General features: G+C 43.6%; 18 protein-coding genes. 6 read left to right on the top strand and 12 right to left on the bottom strand.

Features of this window, described 5'->3' with window-relative positions:
* Position 1: 1 nt before the first annotated feature.
* Complete coding sequence (locus ABH008_RS15890; RefSeq protein ID WP_347986593.1) at positions 2-310, bottom strand: DUF6763 family protein; 309 nt, start codon at positions 308-310, stop codon at positions 2-4.
* A gap of 130 nt (positions 311-440) precedes the next feature.
* Between ABH008_RS15890 and ABH008_RS15885 the strand changes: the two genes are divergently transcribed.
* Together ABH008_RS15885 and ABH008_RS15880 are read left to right on the top strand one after the other, a co-directional pair.
* Entirely contained in the window at positions 441-647 is a 207-nt protein-coding gene (locus ABH008_RS15885; protein ID WP_347986592.1) for a SlyX family protein, read from the top strand.
* 81 nt (positions 648-728) lie between these two features.
* Entirely contained in the window at positions 729-1,244 is a 516-nt protein-coding gene (locus ABH008_RS15880) for a hypothetical protein (protein ID WP_347986591.1), read from the top strand.
* Between the two features lie 64 nt (positions 1,245-1,308).
* Here ABH008_RS15880 and ABH008_RS15875 read toward each other — a convergent pair whose 3' ends face one another.
* Complete coding sequence (locus tag ABH008_RS15875; RefSeq protein ID WP_347986590.1) at positions 1,309-2,115, bottom strand: helix-turn-helix transcriptional regulator; 807 nt, start codon at positions 2,113-2,115, stop codon at positions 1,309-1,311.
* A gap of 72 nt (positions 2,116-2,187) precedes the next feature.
* Here ABH008_RS15875 and ABH008_RS15870 point away from each other — a divergent pair, with 72 nt between their 5' ends.
* The gene (locus ABH008_RS15870) at positions 2,188-2,961 is read left to right on the top strand and encodes a methyltransferase domain-containing protein (RefSeq protein ID WP_347986589.1); all 774 of its coding nucleotides are present in this window, start codon (positions 2,188-2,190) and stop codon (positions 2,959-2,961) included.
* 117 nt (positions 2,962-3,078) lie between these two features.
* Here ABH008_RS15870 and ABH008_RS15865 read toward each other — a convergent pair whose 3' ends face one another.
* Together ABH008_RS15865 and ABH008_RS15860 are read right to left on the bottom strand one after the other, a co-directional pair.
* Positions 3,079-3,804, bottom strand: coding sequence for a TonB family protein (locus ABH008_RS15865; RefSeq protein WP_347986588.1), 726 nt, complete (start codon positions 3,802-3,804; stop codon positions 3,079-3,081).
* 90 nt (positions 3,805-3,894) lie between these two features.
* Complete coding sequence (locus tag ABH008_RS15860; protein ID WP_347986587.1) at positions 3,895-5,469, bottom strand: peptide chain release factor 3; 1,575 nt, start codon at positions 5,467-5,469, stop codon at positions 3,895-3,897.
* Between the two features lie 448 nt (positions 5,470-5,917).
* On the opposite strand from ABH008_RS15860, the gene ABH008_RS15855 reads away from it, so the two are divergent.
* Positions 5,918-6,580, top strand: coding sequence for a hypothetical protein (locus ABH008_RS15855; RefSeq protein ID WP_347986586.1), 663 nt, complete (start codon positions 5,918-5,920; stop codon positions 6,578-6,580).
* A gap of 49 nt (positions 6,581-6,629) precedes the next feature.
* Here ABH008_RS15855 and ABH008_RS15850 read toward each other — a convergent pair whose 3' ends face one another.
* From ABH008_RS15850 to ABH008_RS15840, 3 genes are read right to left on the bottom strand one after another with little or no spacing between them, the layout of a single operon-like run.
* The gene (locus tag ABH008_RS15850) at positions 6,630-8,918 is read right to left on the bottom strand and encodes an FUSC family protein (protein ID WP_347986585.1); all 2,289 of its coding nucleotides are present in this window, start codon (positions 8,916-8,918) and stop codon (positions 6,630-6,632) included.
* On the bottom strand, positions 8,915-10,102 hold the full coding sequence (locus ABH008_RS15845) for a biotin/lipoyl-binding protein (protein ID WP_347986584.1): 1,188 nt from the start codon (positions 10,100-10,102) through the stop codon (positions 8,915-8,917). Before ABH008_RS15845 ends, ABH008_RS15850 begins: the two co-directional genes overlap by 4 nt.
* An 18-nt stretch (positions 10,103-10,120) precedes the next feature.
* Positions 10,121-10,390 carry a YtcA family lipoprotein gene (locus ABH008_RS15840; RefSeq protein ID WP_347986583.1) on the bottom strand — a complete coding sequence of 90 codons (270 nt, stop codon included), beginning with the start codon at positions 10,388-10,390 and terminating at the stop codon, positions 10,121-10,123.
* Positions 10,391-10,646: 256 nt separating this feature from the next.
* On the opposite strand from ABH008_RS15840, the gene ABH008_RS15835 reads away from it, so the two are divergent.
* Positions 10,647-12,224 carry a TolC family protein gene (locus ABH008_RS15835; RefSeq protein ID WP_347986582.1) on the top strand — a complete coding sequence of 526 codons (1,578 nt, stop codon included), beginning with the start codon at positions 10,647-10,649 and terminating at the stop codon, positions 12,222-12,224.
* A 59-nt stretch (positions 12,225-12,283) separates the two neighbouring features.
* On the opposite strand, the gene ABH008_RS15830 is transcribed toward ABH008_RS15835, so the two are convergent.
* Positions 12,284-12,814 carry a DnaJ domain-containing protein gene (locus ABH008_RS15830; protein ID WP_347986581.1) on the bottom strand — a complete coding sequence of 177 codons (531 nt, stop codon included), beginning with the start codon at positions 12,812-12,814 and terminating at the stop codon, positions 12,284-12,286.
* A 746-nt stretch (positions 12,815-13,560) separates the two neighbouring features.
* On the opposite strand from ABH008_RS15830, the gene ABH008_RS15825 reads away from it, so the two are divergent.
* A complete protein-coding gene (locus ABH008_RS15825) occupies positions 13,561-13,866 on the top strand; it encodes a hypothetical protein (RefSeq protein WP_347986580.1) in 306 nt (101 codons plus the stop codon).
* 84 nt (positions 13,867-13,950) lie between these two features.
* On the opposite strand, the gene ABH008_RS15820 is transcribed toward ABH008_RS15825, so the two are convergent.
* The 4 genes from ABH008_RS15820 to ABH008_RS15805 form a co-directional block, all read right to left on the bottom strand.
* Positions 13,951-14,427, bottom strand: a complete 477-nt coding sequence (locus ABH008_RS15820) for a NifB/NifX family molybdenum-iron cluster-binding protein (protein WP_347986579.1) — start codon at positions 14,425-14,427, stop codon at positions 13,951-13,953.
* Between the two features lie 133 nt (positions 14,428-14,560).
* Complete coding sequence (locus ABH008_RS15815) at positions 14,561-14,878, bottom strand: hypothetical protein (protein ID WP_347986578.1); 318 nt, start codon at positions 14,876-14,878, stop codon at positions 14,561-14,563.
* Positions 14,879-15,085: 207 nt separating this feature from the next.
* On the bottom strand, positions 15,086-16,453 hold the full coding sequence (locus ABH008_RS15810; RefSeq protein WP_347986577.1) for a DUF3999 family protein: 1,368 nt from the start codon (positions 16,451-16,453) through the stop codon (positions 15,086-15,088).
* On the bottom strand, positions 16,450-18,957 hold the full coding sequence (locus ABH008_RS15805; protein WP_347986576.1) for a DUF2339 domain-containing protein: 2,508 nt from the start codon (positions 18,955-18,957) through the stop codon (positions 16,450-16,452). Before ABH008_RS15805 ends, ABH008_RS15810 begins: the two co-directional genes overlap by 4 nt.
* Positions 18,958-19,122 lie beyond the last annotated feature (165 nt).

Raw genomic sequence — 19,122 nt, 5'->3', positions numbered from 1 at the left:
TTTACTCATCATCCAGAAAGTCACTAATGTCCAAATCTTCACTATCCGCGCGAGTATGACGATCAGTATCGCTATACCCCAGATCATCAAGTTCAATTTCATCAAAAGGGGCGCTCCAGTCTTCCGGGTCTTCAATGTAATCGAAAGTAGAGTTATACCAGGCCTCGCCATCGTATTCACCTAAATCGCCATTGGCATACTGCACGGCAATCGACTCATCATTCCCTTCAATGGCAACCACTTTGAATGTGAGATTGTTTTCAAAATCTTTGTACCAACGGCCTATAACTGGGTCTGCAATAGTAGTCATCGTCATGTCCTTACAATGTATTGTGTTAAGCTAATCATAGCTGAGAATCAGTAAAGCGGGGGAGTTTGAAATGCAAACTATTTAACATTTTAGTTTAAAATACACTAAATATATAGAGTACAGGTTGGCAATGAACGAAGAAAGAATCATAGAGCTGGAAATAAAACAGGCGTATCAAGAAGAGTTGATTCAAGTCCTTAATCAGGTGGTTGCTGGTCACCAGCAACAAATCGTTAAACTGGAAGAAACCTGTAAATTATTAAATGACAAGATCAAAAGCTTGGCTTATTCTGGCAGAGAATTGGGATCGGCCGACGAAAGACCACCGCATTACTGATGAAAGTCTAGTCCATCAAGCTGCATGCAGGATGTTCTATAACCAGGCTTATCGCGCTAATCATTAAGGAGCAAAAATTTTATGAAGTTGATCGTTTGGATTTTGGTTTTGTTATCCTGGAATGTTTGCGCAGATGATACACCACTCTCGATAACCCAGTTTCTGAAAAAATATGATCAAACAGTTAAAACTAATTTCACTATTTTGAAGAAAACCAAATGCATACAAGAAAAATCGGCTGAAACTAAAGGAAAAACAGTCGCCAAATGTGCATTGTCTTTGCCTAATTCGCATTTATCGATAGATGCATTTAGCAATAATGTTATGACAGCCACTTTGCTTATTGATCCACAAGGTTTGCCGCATGCGGATGATATATATCATGCACCTGGGTTATTAGTTGGCATTGCTCGTGGCGATAAAGACGCTGGAGATTTTTTGCAATTTGGTGAAAAGGCATTACAAAAAATGCTGGTTGAGCATAGAAAATCTGAATGCACCTACGATTTGCTTTCCCGTTCTGCTTTATGTTCTACGTTTAATGGCGGTATATATAGTTTTATGCTGTATCGCTATCAACGTGTGCCAAGTGAGTGATGAGATTTTGAGTAATAATTTTCGCTTAGTTTAGTCAAATGTGTATGGAAGCCTGCCAATTAATTTACACAGTGTGATTTTGACTCTTAAAATAGTGTCCTGGTGTGTTTCCTAAAGTGCTACGAAACATATCAATAAAAGCACTGATGCTTTCGTAACCTAAATCAATGGCTACCTGAGTGACACTTTCGCCTTCTGCCAAACGTGATAAGGCAATGTGCAATATTAATCGTTTTCGCCATTGTCCAAAGGTGAGTCCAGTTTCATTCACAAAAAGTCTAGCCAGTGTGCGGCTACTGGTATTTGCTATTTTGGCAAGCGCTTCCAGCCCCTGATTTTTATCAGGATTTAGCATAAGCGCGTCCAATACTCTTAACAGTCTTAAATCTTTTGCAGACGGCAAATGAATATCAGTGCTTTCTGCTTGCGCAATTTCATCAATCAACACAATCATTAACCGATAGCAATTATCATTGATTCGATAATTCTCGCCATAGTTTGCCGCTCTTTGAATCAATTCGTGTAGCAGTGTCGATACCTTAAGCACAATGCACGATTTTGGTAGTCTTTCTGCAAAGCCAGGATCAATAAACATGCTATACATAGTGACATCGCCGGGAAAATAGACTTCATGTTCAACCATTGCCGGTATCCACACTGCTTGGGTTGGCGGTGTTACCCAGCTATTACCTGAACAAACAATTCGCATGACACCACTACTGGCGTAAATCAATTGCCCCCTTGGATGTGCATGCGGGGCCGCACAACCCGCTCTTGAAACTTGCATCTGTAATGGGATAACCGGATGTTCCACCGAAATTCGATAGCCAAGTTCAACAGGAGGCAAAGTTGTCAGTTTTCCCTTATTCATTGTCAATTTTTCGAAAGATAGTCATTTTGAATTATTAGATCATAACCATTCGCTAATTAATCAGGAAAATTGATGAACACCGCCCAAGTAAAACAACATGCAGAGCTTATTATTGAACAATTCTCAAAGCAAGCAACGCCTTTTGGTCAAGTACCCGGCCACTTGCAATCTATCTTATTACTATTGGAAATTGCAGATGTCAAAAATTCTGATACGGTATTAGACTTAGCCTGCGGACCAGGAATTGTGGCATGTGAGTTTGCAAAAATTGCCAAACACGTCACTGGTTTGGATGTTACGCCTGCCATGTTGGCTGAAGCCAAACACAGACAAGACAACAATGCTCAGGAAAACTTGACTTGGATTGAGGGGGATGCCGGAGCCTTGCCCTTTCCAGAGGAAAGCTTTTCCGTAGTCATTACACGTTATAGCTTTCATCATCTACTTGACCCTGAAACTACATTGGCCGAAATGCACCGTGTCTGCAAACCCGGCGGTAGACTGGTGGTTGCAGATGTTATTATGCAGGCAGAAAGGTCAGCAGCATTTGATCGGCTTGAAAAGCTTAGAGACCCTTCTCATCATCACGCGCTTACCGAAGAAGAATTTGTGGATTTGTTAAATCGCTCAGGCTTAAAAAACATACGTTATATAGATTATGGCGTAGATATCGGATTAGAAGAACTGTTACAGGCTTCTTTCCCAAATCCAAATGATGTGAGCTTAATTCGGCAATTAATTATCAATGACATTGGCATCAATGCTTTGGGAATTAATGCTCGTAACGAAAATGGTGCAATCCGATATAACTTACCCATACGCGTTTACGCTGCTGATTGCGTTTAAAGCCATAAATATGACATACCAACTTTAAAGCTTAAAAACGTGTAAACGCTAAAAATTGGCTTGCTTATGGGAAGTACAAATAAGGATTTTACTAAATAACGAACGGCTGCAAATGATCTATCGCAAAATGTAATTAACCACAATAATTACAGAGTCAGGCTGATGGGTAGGGGTAAACTTCCATAGTTTAAGTGCTTTAGCGGCCGAGTCGTCCAGCATTTTATGGCCGCTACTGTGTAACAGCTCTACACCGCTACTCATACCTTTTGCGGATACATTAATTTTGATAACAGCGGTGCCCTGATAACCTAAAAAAGCCGCTTCATCTGGATATTCCGGGCTGACATTATGCTCATCGCTTTCCGGAAAATTATCAATAGCATTAGGTTTTTTGGGGCGGGGGTGTATCAGTGTCGACGAAACCGCTTTAACTGAGCGCGAGTCTGGCTGATATTGCACCGACCTTGCTACTTCTTTATGCGGTTGGTTTTCAATTAATTGTTTAAGGCTGGCAAAATCTTCAGGTTTTTGCGCCTCTGGTGGCTTTTTTTCTGTGACAGGTTTTGGTTTTTCTTTCTCTTTAGGTTGTGGTTTTAATTCTGGCGTATGTGCCGCAGCGCTGGGTTTTGCTTCTGGTTCTGGAATCATGCTCACTTCCAGCTTAAACGGCATTACCTGCGCAGAAACAGGTTGCGGCTGTGCTGACTGTTTATACACCAGGAAAACTGAAACGTGCAATAGTAATACCAACAAAGCCACTAGAAACAACATTCTGTCGTAGTGTTCTGGCTGCAGGGCAGGGTATGACAAGTTACTGGTCAGGTTCTTTGTCAAACGTTTCATCTGGCAACGCCCAAGCCTGTGTTAGACAGATAGAAGGCGTGCCAGTTTAAAATGTAAAAATCAGACAGCATGCACAAATAAAAACAATGTTTACAATTCTCGGGTAGCACTAAAATGAATATCCGGCCAGCGTTCTTCTGTCAATTGTAGATTAACCCGGCTGTTGGCAACATACACCAAAAACCCGCCACCGTCTTCCGCTAAATTATCAAATGCCTTGTTTCTAAACTCTTCCAGTTTGGCTGGATTTTTGGCAGTAACCCAGCGTACTGTATTAATGGCAATGGCATCGTAAACGCATTCCACGTTATATTCGCTTTTTAAGCGATGTGCTGTTACATCAAACTGCAAAACCCCCACCGCGCCCAAAATCAAATCGTTATTGCGTAGCGGACGGAATAACTGCGTAGCTCCTTCCTCCGTTAACTGAATCAAACCTTTTTGCAAGGCTTTGGCCCGTAACGGATCTTTTAAAACCACGCGCCGAAATAGCTCAGGTGCAAAATAGGGAATACCGCCAAACTTTAAGGTTTCGCCCTGGGTAAAAGTATCGCCCACCTGAATAGTACCGTGGTTGTGCAAGCCAATAATATCGCCGGGATAAGCTTCCTCAACATTGGTACGGCTATCTGCCTGAAAAGTAATCGCGTTAGCTACCTGAATGTTTTTGCCAATACGCACATGGTTCATCTTCATACCGGTATCAAATTTGCCCGAGCAGATGCGCATAAATGCCACCCGATCTCGATGTGCCGGGTCCATATTTGCTTGTATTTTAAACACAAAGCCGGTAAATTTTTCCTCATCAGGCTGTACTTCGCGTTGCTCTGCCTGGCGTGGTCTAGGGCCAGGTGCATATTCGGCAAACGCATCCAACAACTCAATAATGCCAAAATTGTTGATGGCCGAACCAAAAAACACCGGGGTTTGTTCGCCTGCCAAATATTTTTGCAAATCAAATTCATGACTGGCACCTTTCACTAACTCAATTTCTTCGCGCAATTCAGCGGCCTGATCACCTATTAGCTCGTCCAGTTTTGGATTGTCCAGACCATTAATGATTTCCGCTTTGGCAATACGTCCACCGTGTTGAGCGCTGAACAGCAAAATTTCGTCTTTATACAGTTGATAAACACCTTTAAAGCGTTTGCCCATGCCAATAGGCCAAGTCATTGGTGCGCACTGTATTTTTAATACTGTTTCAACTTCGTCCAGTAATTCAATGGGTTCACGGCCCTCGCGATCCATTTTATTGATAAAAGTTAAAATCGGTGTATCTCGCAGGCGGCACACTTCCATCAATTTAATGGTTCTATCTTCAACACCTTTGGCAACATCAATCACCATCAGTGCAGAATCCACCGCCGTTAAGGTACGATAGGTATCTTCCGAAAAGTCTTCATGCCCCGGTGTATCTAATAGATTAATAATGCAGTCGTTATGTTCAAACTGCATAACAGAGGTTGTGACAGAAATACCACGCTCTTTTTCCATTTCCATCCAGTCGGAAGTAGCATGGCGCGCAGCCTTACGTCCTTTTACCGATCCCGCCAACTGTATAGCACCCCCAAACAACAGCAATTTTTCGGTGATAGTCGTCTTGCCGGCGTCTGGATGAGAAATAATGGCAAATGTGCGTCGTCTGTTTGTTTCGGTGAGTTGCATGTGTATTGCGTTTTAAAATGTAAGAGTGATGTACTGATTTGTGCACTAAATCGAAAGGCACACAAAATACGATATTAATATTATAACGCTATGCAGCATCGCTTGCCTTATCTTCCCGTTAAGAAACAAGTTACAGCAGACTATTTACAGTGTGCGCCTTACTGATTGAAGATCGAATATAGCAATTTAGGGTTTTCAAGTTTCATACATTATGGGGAAACTGTCTGGAGTTTTCCTTTTACTGCTTTGCTTTTTGACTATTTCAATAGTCTATAGTAGGCTGCTCTGCAATTTTAACTACCTTCTAAAGGATTAGGACTAAAAATTTAATGAATAATGACCACTTCAAATAGGGTCAATGAGTAAAGTAGTAGAGTTTTGTTAAAGAGAATGGGCTTTTGTAGCCTGTACCTAATAGTATTTTGCAATTATTTTATGGGTTAATAATATGGCTTATGATCGACAACTCATTATTCAATTTTTATGTGGAGACTCATCAGATAAACTGATTACTGATAATGCCAAAGCAATTAATAATAGAGCTATCAGTAAAGGATTAAAATCTCATATCGTAACCTTACCTATGTGGAACGGCTTTTTTGGTAATATTACTGGACACTTTCAGCTTAAAAGTCTTAAACACGAGCTTAGCAAACTGACTTCTAAATCACGGGTATATATCCAAGGTCACGGGGATTGGCAATCACAAAAAGTAGCGGACTGGACTGCAGATTTTTCAGTCGACTTTCTGGTTGGTTGTGGTTTGCCTGCAGTAAAAATGGTTAGTATTTTAGCTTGTGAAGCAGGTCGAGATTTAGGTTCCGCTAATGATATTCGAGTAACCAATTCGGCAGACAGTTATGGTTCAAAATTCCATAAACGAATGTTTACCAAACATGGTTTAAAAATCGAAGTATATGCTCGCGTATATTGTGTTGTCCCGATAGGGCCTGCAGCGCAATCTGTATTTGGTCTTGATAAAGATCAGCTTGGTAGAAAAGCAACATCTGATGAAAATGATGATGCAATGTTATCTCAATATGGACGAACCAAATCGAAACTACGATTCTACTGGTTGAATGGACAGCAAGTACGTGAATGGGCTTACTAAACATTACCAATAACAGCATAGGTTGGAGTGATGCGATTACAAATTCTTATTAGGATGCTGTTTCATTACTCCTTGCACCTTTAGAGTCTCTTGATTCATGCCGATACACCATCGCATCACGCGCTTTTTTATGAATTTGTTCTACCAAGTCCATAATCTGCTGATCCAACATAAAGCGTAATTGCCATTCCATGGCTAAATCGGCGGGTAAGCTGCCAATGCGATGATGCTCGGTGTAGCTTTGTTTTAAAAGCGCATGAATATTGGCAATTTTAATCCAATATTCGGGGGGATCGCCCTGAAGGATAAGGGCCGTATTTTCCAGGGCGGTGGATAGGCTGGCATCGAAAGCACGGCTATGTTCCTGAAGTTCGTCAGGGAAACGGCTAAATTGTTGACCACTCAGCAAACGATAACGTTTTCTAACTTGAAGCAAGCCAGACAAAGTGCTGGCATCTTTAATGACAGATCGGAGCGCAGTGCGTTCAAGCGCTTTATGGTGCAAGCGTGCATCAGGTTCCAATATGGCGTGCAATACCAGATCTTGTGCAGCGGCTAGCTCTTTTTCAGTAGACAGTCGCAAAGGCAAGGCATACTTGAGCATTAAACTAATATCGGGTAGCCGTATGGTTAGTTTGGCAAGTGTGTGCAGAGCGGTTGCGATATGGTGACGGGCAAGCTCAATGGAACGACGTGGCCATAAAGCATAATCAAGTAAGCCCATAACGCTAATGCCTAACAAAATACCAAAAACGCGATCTCTAGGCAGATACAGGTCGGTTACCGGGCCAAAATCATGTAAAACGAATAGCGCGAAAGAAAAGCCAACTTGTCTGCCCAAATAAGCGATACGTTCGCTGCCTGCCGATATCCAGGCGGCTATGGCCCAGATCGGTGCAGTCGAAAATGCAAAGCCGACTATGGTATCTAGTTGCGACTGGAACACCAAAACATAAAAATAGGCTAACACGCCCCCCAAGGCAGCACCCGATAAGCGTAATATTGATAATCGGTAATCGGCACCAAGACTGGTTTGTGCCGCAACCAGACAAGTGGGTATGGCCGTATTGATATCCGGCCAGGCCAAGCTTTCCACAATCAGCATGCACAGTATGGCACCCAAAGAAAACTTAATGCCAAATTGCAGACTGTCGGCGTGCGTTTCCCAAAACGCATAGCTAAACCAGGCGGGTATCCACCGGGTGGTTTCGCTAGGGTCAGTCGAGGCTGCCAAATTGTTGGTTTCTGACTGTGGTGGCAGCTGTAATTGATGCATCAATTGCGCAATACGCTGTATGGCACGCCACATGGCTGTTAATAGTGTTGGGTTAGTTTTTAGCGAATAGCTATCGAGTACCTCATCGGTTAACAGTAGCTCTATCTGTTCAGAAACATCTTTTGATGTTTCCACACCTTGCCTGATGAGTGCGCAGGCGCTTTTTAAGGTTAGATAGACATTCAGTTTTTCCTGCAGCATGGGTTGCGCACGATAGTCTGCGGTTAAAACCTGATCCAGCCAGATCGCTATTTGACGTAAGCCATCTATTTCAAGTAGTAGAGCCAGATGATTTTCATGCTGTTTATGCAGGGAAGGGTGTAGCGATTCTGCGTTCGCCAACAGACCAATGACTTTGCCAAAGCTGCCGGTATCGGTCAGTGTTGAGAGGGCGCGCTCGTGTTCTTTTACACCACTATCAGCCAAACGGGCGCTAAAAATAGATTCCACCGCAGAAAGTTGTGCGGCCAGATTCGTCTTTAGTAGTTTGAGTGGATCTTGCGGTTTGATGGTCAGGTGCACCAGTGTCCAGCTACCAATCGCCAGAACGCCAATGATGGGTATATTCCATAAGGCGTTATAGATAGCTTGCTCTGGATGGCTTGGACTATACAATACTGCGACCGAGTACCAAAGCGCAATACCTGTAGGCCAGGCATTCAGGCGGGCATGAAACAGCGCGGTGGCTAGGATAATGAAAGATAAGGGTAGCAATAGCCATTCATCATTACCGGCTAACATGATGGTAAACACCGATACCAGTGTGGTGACAATCAAATAGCCAAGTTGGCGTAGTCCAAATGTTAGTGATTGCCCGGCATTCGCATAGGCATCGTAGCTAAGGCTGATCAGTAAGGCTATGGCCGCTATGGGTGGCACATGCAGGTTTTGGCTGATCAGTACAATGATGAGTGAAACGATGAATAGGCGTAATGCTGCAACTTTCCGCCCTGGAAAGTCGCTAAGTTCAGTCTTTAAAAATTGTGTAAGACTGGTTCCAAACCATAGTTTACTGCGTCTGTTGTGATGTGTGGAGCTGTGTTCTGTGTCGCCGTCATTCATTGTGGCATTTGGGGTTTACTCAAGCCGTTGCTAGGGCTGGCAGACAGGTCAGTTTTTTCAGCAGGGCCATCTAAAATGGTGACAAAAGCTGTCATCCCCATGCGCAACGGATAATTGGCATCGCGATCTTGTATCTCAATGCGTACCGGAAAGCGCGAGGCCAGAATCACCCAATTCAGAGTGCGCTGCACTTCAGGTAATACGCCTTGTTGTTTGATAGTATCGGGAGAATTGGCCCAACCTATGCCGGTTACCACACCTTTATAACGTTTTCCGGGATAACCGATCAGAAAGATGTCGGCAGGTTGACCGGGGTGTATGGAATGCAGATAAGTCTCTTTAAAGTTGGCAATTGCGTACCAATGGCGGTCATCAACCAAAGCGAAAAGTTGCGTTCCGGCTTTGGCGTATTCCCCTTCGCGAATATTTAGGTTCGTCACATAGGCATCAAAGGGTGCGCGTATCGAACAGTATTCCACATCCAGTTCCGCAGCGGCAACCACCGCTCTGGCGGCCTCGATACGGGCATTAACATGATCAACCTGGGCGATCAGCGCTTGAGCTCGCTGGCTTTCACTTTTGGCTTCATCTATGGCACTACGCGCAGCCAGTGCCTTGGCCTGCGCATCGGCCAGTGCCGCACGCGAAGAGGCATATTTGGATCTAGCCTGTTTAATTTGATCTGCCGTTACGTAGTCTTTCTCTGCCAATGGTTCAATACGTTCCAGATAATTATGCAAGTACTCATCTTCGGCTGTAATTCTGGCTACTTCGGCGCTGGCGGCCACCCGATTGTGTTGCAGTCTATCAATTGCCAGGTTAGCAGAGTCACTCGATGCACGGCGCGAATCCACCTCTTTTTCGGCAATCATTAATTCTGCTTGGGCCTGTGCTAATTTGGCTTGGTAAGGCCGTGAATCTATTTCAAAAAGCAAATCACCCTGTTTGACATATTGATTATCTTCAACATGTAATGCGACGATGCGTCCATTCACTTCTGAGGCAATGCCGACAATGTTTGCCCGTACCATGGCATCGTTAGTGCGCGGGTTTTGATAATTAATGTGCCAAACCCACGCGCCAGTCACTAGCGCACCCAGCACAATTAAAATACCGATAATACGCCCCAATAATTGGCGCTGTTTAAGATTTATCAGTTGAGGATCGATTTGGGTATTTTCCATGATAGGCAGAGCTGGACCTTAGTTTAAATAAAATAGCAACCAGATAATAAAGGTGGATAACGCCCACAGGCTGGGAACAATTAACAGAGGCGGCCCCAGATAGGGAGCCAGTCTTTGCCGGACAAACAGCCACATTAACATCATGCAAACTAACAGGCCGGCTAAAATACAAATGATCCAGGCTGGCCAAAATGATCCCTCAATACTGAGTAGTGGATCGCAAGCCGCTAAAAAAGGGGTCAAAAAAACAAGGAAAATTGCTATTCGCAAGCGGGTCAAGAATGACATAATTTGCGCCTGATCAATGTGGGTAAGCTTTAATCATGTAAGTAAATTCAAAACATCTGTACATAGGTATGGCATAGGTTGTGGCTGGGTTTCACTTTGTTAAACTCAGCGTATGCCCCATATCCCATATAAATATAATGAATATTTTTCCTCATATTACACTATACAAATGGTAAAGTGCTTAATAGATAGGTTCACTGCTGAATTTTAGTCGTCCTAGATCTTCTAATAGCTGCTTAATAACAAAAATTTACCTTTGAATAAACTGTTTTTAACTTTATCAATTTTACTAAGCTGCAGTGCCAAGGCATTCATCTCATGCCTGCTGCATACTGCCAGAGGCTATGCGCTACTCGCATTGTTATCGTTAACTGCGTGTATGCCATCAAAGGTGACACCCGTTGTTGCTCCCGCTGTAACTCTAGAGCCGGCTCCACCGACGCACGCTAGTGATAGACCCGTGCAGGAAAATAGTCGCGCGGCACAAGTCAATGCAGAATTAAATTATCCACTGACAGATAATCCGGTTGATACCCATATAACCTATGATCTGCCAGCCTTGGTCGATCTGGCTTTACGTTCCAACCCAGAAACCAAAGTGAGTTGGGAAGAGGCGCAAGCGGCAGCCGCTCATCTGGAAAGAAATCGCAGTACTTGGTATCCCACTTTAACAGCCATGGCATTTGGGCAGCAATTTAAGGATAGTATTGTCATACCTGGCGGGGTATTGTTACGCAATGGCTACGGTTCTTTTGCCGGGCTGGATTTAGCCTGGACACTGTTCGATTTTGGACGTCGGCAGGCAGTTGTTGATGCCGGTGTACAGCGCTTAAGCGCCGCAAATTTTTCGTTTACCCGTAAACATCAGGAAATTGCCTATCGGGTTACCACTAGTTTTTTCGCATATCAGGCGCTGTTGTCCAGGGTAACCGCTGCGCAACAAACGCTAGAGGCAGCCAGTGCGGGTACGGATGCCGTGCAGGCAAAATTCAACAAAGGTCTGGCGACCCGACCTGACTTGCTGCTTGCAATGCAACAGCAGGCCAAAGCACGTTACGATCTGCAAGATGCGCGCGGTGCCGTGGTGCAGGCACAGGCCGATTTAACCGCTAATTTGGGCATTTCGCCTACATATACCTTACAACTGATCGATTTAAGCAAACTGGCTTTGCCAGCAGGTTTAGTGTCATCAGTCGAAAAAATTGTCGATCAGGCGCTGGAGCAACGGCCCGATTTATTAGCGCGTCTGGCAGAACTACGCGCCCGCGAGGCAGAAGTTAAAAAAGCCAGAGCCGAGTTCTGGCCCAAGTTTTCGTTAACGGGTATGCTCGGCAATCAATATTGGTTAAAAGCACAAACCTCGTTTTCCGGTAGTCAGAATTATACAGCCAGTAATCTGGTTGATACTGCCATGTTGAATGTGGAATGGACCCTGTTTGATGGTTTTGAGCGGAGCAATGCGGTCCGCGAAGCGGAAGCACGCACAGCGGCTTCCAAGGCACAGCTAGAGGCTTTGCGTCTGGAAATTATCCGCGATATTTGGAAAGCCTATGCCGATACCAAAACGGCCCTGGAAAAACGGGAATTTGCCCTGGCTCTGCTAAAAGCGGCAGAAGAATCTTATGCGGCTACACAGGAGTCTTACTCGCATGGTTTTTCTACGGTGATAGAGCTGCTTTCTGCGCAAAAAGATTTAGCGCATGCACGCTTTACCGAAATCGATAGCCGTGCTAACTTATTACGTAGCGCATCAACTTTAGTTTATGTGGCTGGTGAACAAAATCGCGGCGATGTTAATGCAGATAGCGAGGTGTTTGGGCGTACTTTGCCATAACCGTAACTAAACTATTCAATGCCTATATGACAATATCAAAACCCAATTGTTGTTAGCAATCATGAAATGTACTCAAGCAACGCATTGCGCGCTTCCGTAATGCGAATAAACTGTTCGTTGCTGCCACCGGCATCGGGGTGCATCTTTTGGGCAAGCCGTCGAAATGCGGCTTTGATCTGGGATGACTCAAGCGTCCCGTCGATTGGCAAATTTAGCGTCTCACGATGTTGCCGTTCTTTGAAAGGCTTTCGGTTTACTGGATGTCGGCCCTGGCCGCCGTAAAGAAGCTCCAATTCCTCATTAATTCGTTGTTCTGTAGCTCGGCGTATTTTAAGGGACTCTCGTCGCAGTTCCACTTGGTCGTCTTGCCATTTTTGGCGTGACATGATGATACAAGCGGCGAAGGCGATTCGACCATGCGTCTTAAGCGCGTCATAGCTGAAGGGGCCCACCATGTCAAAGGGTTCATCCAGCCATGCGATTCTACCACCGGTGCCGACTTCGACCCGCGCAATCGCTACCGTGGTGACGAGGCCGTGGGCGCTATTCCAGATGACCCATTCTTCCTCATCCGCAAACCTGTCATCCAAGTTTAGTCTCCCTGGCTTGGCCGTTACAATGACCTGAGAACCAAGCGCACAGAAAAGGGTGCCGCCGGTCCAAAGTTGTCCAGACGCTTGCAACAATTGTGGGATGAATTGAAGTAAACATTACAAAAATAGCCTATTCGAAAAGGTTTTTTTATAACTTAGCAAATTGCACGCCAATAAAATGGTACGCCCAGATCGTAATCTAACCTGAGAACAGCAATGCCTATAGCCTTTTTAAACGCCATGTATCACCTAAACGGAAGGATTTTACCAACTATAAAGTCGTAACTATTCGTTGATTCCCGGCAGAAAACGAATCTACTGAGAACTTCGAAAAACTTGCTTTTGTGCTTCGACGGTCTCAGCACGAACGGTAAGCTATTGATATATAGATGCCACCGTTAGCCCAGAGCCTTCCGATATAACTCAGGAGAGACTTGTCGAAGGGTGGTTTTTCGAAGTTGTCACTGACGCCTGGAATCGAGCACTGGCTATTGACAGGGAAGTGTTAAATAGAGGGATATTTTTGTGACACTGACTATTTTCGTTGGATATAAATCAAGAATACTTGCCTGTAAATCTGGCATGAACCTTGTAAGCTCTATTATTTCCGATAAACAGAGTTAGCGTAATTAGCTGTTCTTTGAAACCAGTAATTTATTTAAGGTATGAGCAGGTTTTCTGTACCAAAAACGCATGATCTTAAGTAAACAATAATTGCATTAGCCTTAATTTTTAGAATCCTGATGACCATTAAAAATCTATTAACGCCCATACAAATTGAGGATTTATCGTCGTTGCGATATATCAATAGCATTGATGAACATATTAGAATTGTATCCAGCGTTAAGGTGCTAGATGACGCACATCAGTACGACAACTCTGTGCTATTGGTACTTGATATTTTTTGTGACGACAAACAAATCGACACCATGAGTTTCAATTTGCACAATTATGCCTATGAAGAAATCAAAGAACTCGCACAACATATTCGCAACAATGACTATATTTTGCGAGCTGTGGACACTTTACTGTCAGGAGATATTGAATAAACTTTGCGCTTTCCACACACTTGATTTACACAACAACCTGGCAGAGTGGTTTAGATAGCATTTTGGCAAAATTGGCGGGTATCCTTATTCATCCCATTCTTCTTCAGCCATCTTTTCAAAACGGCTATTATCTTTAGCCGTTTTTTGTTTAAAAATGCGTTCTAGCAGTGGCGACAGGGTTCCGGTAATTTCTTGTTGTAATTCGGTAATGATTTCTTCAATATCGGGGCCACCTTTAACTATGACAGGATGAGCGCCCAATTTGATCAACTCATTTGTCGCAGATCCGCCGACAGATCCACAATAAACCATATCGCACCCCGTTAACCAAGCAAGCTTAGGTTTTAATTTATCTTCATTCCCGTCACGTAGCTCTTTACCAAACGACTTAACCGCCAATGGTTTAGCGGTACTGCCATCTATACCATAGACATGAAATCCCTGAGACGAACCGAAATGTTGATTTACAATTTCACCATCCGAACTTGCAAAAGCAACTATCAGTTTATTGTCATCGACTTCAAGCTCTGCAACACTATTAACATCAGCCAGTTGACTCATATAACACTCCTTAATGAAAATTGCACCAAAGCACGACTAAGATAAGCGCTTAAAATCGATGGTCTTTGGTGTTGTTTATTCTCGCTAACCGAATCCACTGGATACGGGTCAGAATAGTTAAGTAAAAACCGAGTTATTTTTGGTGATAGTATTCCGCAACCAGCACTTTAATCTTTAATCGCATAATGTCTTTCAACATCTGCATTTTTCTATTATGTTCCTGATGCGCAATATCGTAGATTTGTTTTCTGAGTGTTTCGTTACTATCCTCCGGTATACTCAAAGACCATTCAGTAAAAAAGGCATCGTAGCTGTCTATGGTTTTGATTAACGTAAACCTGAGCTTTTCCCTTTCTTTACTGGGGATGGGCCTTAGAGCTTCGTCGATAACCGCATCAAGATCTGTTTTTTGTTGTTTGTGGGAAACGGGAAACTGGATGATTTCAGACATAAGCACCGTAAAATGATTAGCAACCTAACACAGTATTAATTTCTGTATAGCTTGCTTAATTCATATTTTGCGCCAATTTTTAAATGATTGATTAGTCTATATAAACGTCTAATTCTATCTGTTGCATTTGTAACAAATAACAAGCTGTTGGAACATCAATGTTTGAATGCTTGCAGTCGCGTTTAATCAACTGCCGGAATCGGTTTTCTATTCAGGCAAATTTCCCAGCCGTTTAACTATACGAAATAAACTCCACATCAATACCAGTACCATTAAGCCGATCACGCCACCTAAAAACCAGCTACTTTCTAAAATACTACTCATATTTAGTTTTTGTTTGCTTGGTATCAGCGCAGTTTCAGCCCCTAAGCTAACGCTAGTTGTTTGATAGCCACGCTCCAACAGCTCTTCAATTGAGGCTGTATCGTAAACAGGTCGGGTCATTTTTTCTGCACCGTAATATAGTTGGTATTGCTTGCCCGCTTGAGGCAGAAATAGCAATTGATAAGCATGGCCAATAGCACTAATGCTGCTTATCTCCAAAGCCGGATTATCTTGATTATGGATAACCAATCGAAAATGGGTCTGGCGTTGTTCTGGAAAAGTCAGTTCTGTTTGCAGCTGATTAATCTCTTGAAAATGCAAAGCCTGCAATTGTGCTGTGCCTATCACTTGTATGGGTGCTTGCACCCCCGGCTGCGCTATTTGTACTTCTGCATGCCGACTAAAATTAGCGGTATTGATATCCAGCTTAAAACCCGTTAAAGGTTGGCGTTTGCTGTCTATCTCGATCACGCTAGTTTTCTGTTCGCTATTCTGGCTAATGGTAAAGTTGCTCAGCGAATAAGGGAACGCTTGTGCCGCTTCTGCTTGCGTACTGGCCTGATTATGCCAAGCCTCAATACCCTCAATATGCAGCGGTTCAACCTGTAATTGCTGTTTTTCCTGACGCTGTTGTTCTTCTCCCGCTTGTAAGGTACGGGTTAGTTCCAGCATTTGGCTGTTTCGGCTTTGCGTAGCTTCGGCAACAATAATTTTTAAAAATTGGTCCTGATTATCGGGCAGGCTAATATCACGATTACTGACTGCCATATAACGAGAATAATCATAAATCGTGGCCTTATCGACCAAAACATGCCAAGCATTACCATCGCTAGAACCCATGATTTGTAGGCTATAGTCGAAATTGCGTTGCTGAGTGTTAATAGTTAAACCATTGGCAAAGGCAGCGTTTTTATCTAAACTCAGCGTGACAACAATGCCGTTCTCACCACTTTTTTGTAACGATTGGCTATCGATAACGCTGCTTAATCGCTGAGTGACTGTTTTGCTGGTGGCTATCTTTTTCAATAGATACGGTGTTTCTTGTTGATCCTGGTCCAGCAGGCGTAAATCAGCAAAATCGGTTTGGCTGGCAGCATAAATGGGCTCATCCAAAATAATAGCTAATAATGTCTGGCTAGTAGTGTCCGGCAGTAAAACCGGGCGGCTAAAACGTGGGTTGCCTATATCAGCAACACAATACTGCCATATCAATAGCATTAGAAAACTAAACAGGGTGGTTTTGCCGATCATGATAATTTCTCTGTAGTCGATTTGCCGATAAAGGTTTGCTGATAGCGCATATAGAAAAATGCCCCGCCTAAAGCCAGCAAGCCCAGCACGATAAAGGCAAGAATGCGGTAAATCTGTTCAAGTCGCGCCAAATCAATAAAAAATACTTTCCAGGTGACTAACGCAAATAAAACTAGCCCCACCCATCGTAATGCAGACACTTGCCGTTTGATACCAGCAAACACCGAACTTAACGCAAACACTGACCACAAAATAGAGACGCCACCGGAACGAAGGCCCGGTACAAATTGATAGAGTATAGAGTTGGTTTCTAAACTCAAAAAGCAAAATAACAGCGCATAAGCTACGCCACCCAGCCATAAACGTTGACGATAAGTGTCTATATTGGTGGTCGATAACCGCTGGAAAGTAAACAGCAAGAAGCCAATAATGGCTGCAAAATCCAGTAACCGCATTAACAACAGTGCAAAGCTATAATTTGCAGCATAGCGCATGGTCAACACACTGTCACCGTAACCGACTTGTTGCAGATTTAAATCCCAGGAGGGTAGATCAATAAACAACAGTTTAAACAGCACGGCACCAATAAATACCCGTAAGGCAGTTAATAACCAGGCCCTGGGCATGGCCAGATAACGTAACAACAATAGCAGACTCATACCCAACCAAACCAGTGTCAGTATCGGTAATTGCAAGGGTGGATACAGATAACCAAAACTGCGGTACAACTCCAATTGCACAACAATAAACAATAAACCGGCCACCAATATCAGTAGCGCTTGTAACAGCCAGTTATTCTTTAACCACAACGGTACATCATTACCCTCTGCACAGGCCAAATTGGAACTGGCAGCAGGTTTTTCTATCAAGCGATAGGCGAAAGCCAGCGAAGCGATAGGTGTACCAAAACTGATGATACGCTCAAGCAAGCCTAATAAAAATCCACTAACAGGCTGATCTAAGGGCAGGGTGCTACTATATTGATCGGGTAAATCAATAAAACACAAACGCGCTAACACGAATAAATATAATAAATAGGCCACTTGTTGCAAAAACTGACTGCGTAATTTGCCCGCCAGCCACAGCATGACCAATGCCTGTAACGACCAACTGACGGTAATCCATTGCTTAGATAGTATTATAGGTAAGGTAATGGTCACAAAAAATGCCGCCAAACCAATAAAGCTAAGCAATAATTCCTTATCCAAAACCCGCCGTAGCAGACAGTAATAACTATGGCCGACATAAAAGGCAGACAGCGCCACTGTCATTAAGGCTACCCAAATTTGCCCGTAAGCACTGTCAATTAAATCATAAGCGGTAACGAAGAAAATACCGGCATTAATCATCAGCGCCAGCAAATCCAACAAAGTCGATTTAACCTGATTGACCACACAAAACAGGAAAATCATGGTGGAATAAAGTACAAAAAAGCCGATCAAAAACGGCATTACTTGCCAGAAATGACTAACTTGATAATGCTGCATGGCACCAAAAAACAGCACATAATTAAAGAAAAAGCTTAAAAAATTGAGTAAATGCCAGTGCTTATAACGATTAATAGTCAGTGTGCCTATGCCCAGCAACAACATATAACTAAACAGGCCGACAAAATTCACCTGACCTGTAGATAGTAAAATAGGCGTGCAATAACCGCCAATAATGGCAAAAATTGCCACTAATAGCGAATCCAGTCGTATTGCCAGCGTTGCCGCACAACAGGTAACCAGCAACATCAATGCAAATGCCGGATACATACCTAATAAATGATAAAAACTAAACGCAGCAAACACGCTGAAATACAGCACGGCAATACCACCACCTAGCAAGCCCTGGCTAAATAAATGGTATTGCCCACCCACCAAGCGTACACCGGCCACGATCATGGCTAAGCCAGTCAGCACCGATAACGCCACCCGCGCATGTTCGCCCAGCAAACCGTTATCGATAGAATATTTCAGAAAAAAGCCAATACCCGTTACCAGAATCAACACACCAATGCGCAGCAACCAGTTACTGGCAATGGCATATTCCATAGATACCCCTGCCGGCCTATGTTTTTCGCCCACAATCAGCCAGTTCCATATTTCGCCCAGTATTTGTTTGGCAGCCAGTTCAAAGCGACTAGGTTCTGGGGGTTGCCAACTGGCGCTATCCCAAGTTGGCTGGGTCACTGCCTGCGTAAGCTGCTCCGTTACCTCCGCATCCGGAAATGTGGCAGAGTAACTGGGTGTTTCGTTAGTTTCTATTGCGGGGGATAGTATTACTGATTCTGCTAGCGGTGGTGGCGTTGCCTCAGCGGTTACAGGCGTTTCGGCAACGCTGCCAAGGTTTTGCTTAAACAATGCTAGTAAGCGCTGAAAATCGTCTTGTCTGGCCGTTTCCATTTTTTGTAAAGAAGCGCGAATTTCTGCCTGAAACTGGCTGTGTTTTACCAGTAAGACCACCAGCAGTATGGGAACCAGCCCCAGCCCAGCCGCAATGAAATAAAAAATAGCATCCACGCAAAGCTCCTCGGCTGGATAAGGTAATGACCAATATTATGTAAGAATGCGAGTAGCTATGCAATGATAGTTGGAACTAAATACCAGCGTCTTGATAGAGTGGCAAATTACAAATCAAGATAATTAATTCAACTTAATCGTTAGGGCTATAGTTTAACTGCTAAG

This window comes from Methylomonas sp. AM2-LC, from assembly GCF_039904985.1.
In the GTDB taxonomy this organism is placed as follows: domain Bacteria; phylum Pseudomonadota; class Gammaproteobacteria; order Methylococcales; family Methylomonadaceae; genus Methylomonas.
The sequence above is the reverse complement of the archived record's forward strand: the minus strand, read 5'-3'. Positions and strand labels throughout refer to the sequence as shown.

Excerpts from the sequence above, each read along its gene's own strand:
- ABH008_RS15860 (WP_347986587.1), bottom strand. The coding sequence starts at position 5,469 with ATGCAACTCACCGAAACAAACAGACGACGCACATTTGCCATTATTTCT.
- ABH008_RS15870 (WP_347986589.1), top strand. The coding sequence starts at position 2,188 with ATGAACACCGCCCAAGTAAAACAACATGCAGAGCTTATTATTGAACAA.
- ABH008_RS15875 (WP_347986590.1), bottom strand. The coding sequence starts at position 2,115 with ATGAATAAGGGAAAACTGACAACTTTGCCTCCTGTTGAACTTGGCTAT.
- ABH008_RS15885 (WP_347986592.1), top strand. The coding sequence starts at position 441 with ATGAACGAAGAAAGAATCATAGAGCTGGAAATAAAACAGGCGTATCAA.
- ABH008_RS15815 (WP_347986578.1), bottom strand. The coding sequence starts at position 14,878 with ATGTCTGAAATCATCCAGTTTCCCGTTTCCCACAAACAACAAAAAACA.
- ABH008_RS15820 (WP_347986579.1), bottom strand. The coding sequence starts at position 14,427 with ATGAGTCAACTGGCTGATGTTAATAGTGTTGCAGAGCTTGAAGTCGAT.
- ABH008_RS15850 (WP_347986585.1), bottom strand. The coding sequence starts at position 8,918 with ATGAATGACGGCGACACAGAACACAGCTCCACACATCACAACAGACGC.
- ABH008_RS15865 (WP_347986588.1), bottom strand. The coding sequence starts at position 3,804 with ATGAAACGTTTGACAAAGAACCTGACCAGTAACTTGTCATACCCTGCC.
- ABH008_RS15890 (WP_347986593.1), bottom strand. The coding sequence starts at position 310 with ATGACTACTATTGCAGACCCAGTTATAGGCCGTTGGTACAAAGATTTT.
- ABH008_RS15880 (WP_347986591.1), top strand. The coding sequence starts at position 729 with ATGAAGTTGATCGTTTGGATTTTGGTTTTGTTATCCTGGAATGTTTGC.
- ABH008_RS15810 (WP_347986577.1), bottom strand. The coding sequence starts at position 16,453 with ATGATCGGCAAAACCACCCTGTTTAGTTTTCTAATGCTATTGATATGG.
- ABH008_RS15855 (WP_347986586.1), top strand. The coding sequence starts at position 5,918 with ATGGCTTATGATCGACAACTCATTATTCAATTTTTATGTGGAGACTCA.
- ABH008_RS15825 (WP_347986580.1), top strand. The coding sequence starts at position 13,561 with ATGACCATTAAAAATCTATTAACGCCCATACAAATTGAGGATTTATCG.
- ABH008_RS15845 (WP_347986584.1), bottom strand. The coding sequence starts at position 10,102 with ATGGAAAATACCCAAATCGATCCTCAACTGATAAATCTTAAACAGCGC.
- ABH008_RS15840 (WP_347986583.1), bottom strand. The coding sequence starts at position 10,390 with ATGTCATTCTTGACCCGCTTGCGAATAGCAATTTTCCTTGTTTTTTTG.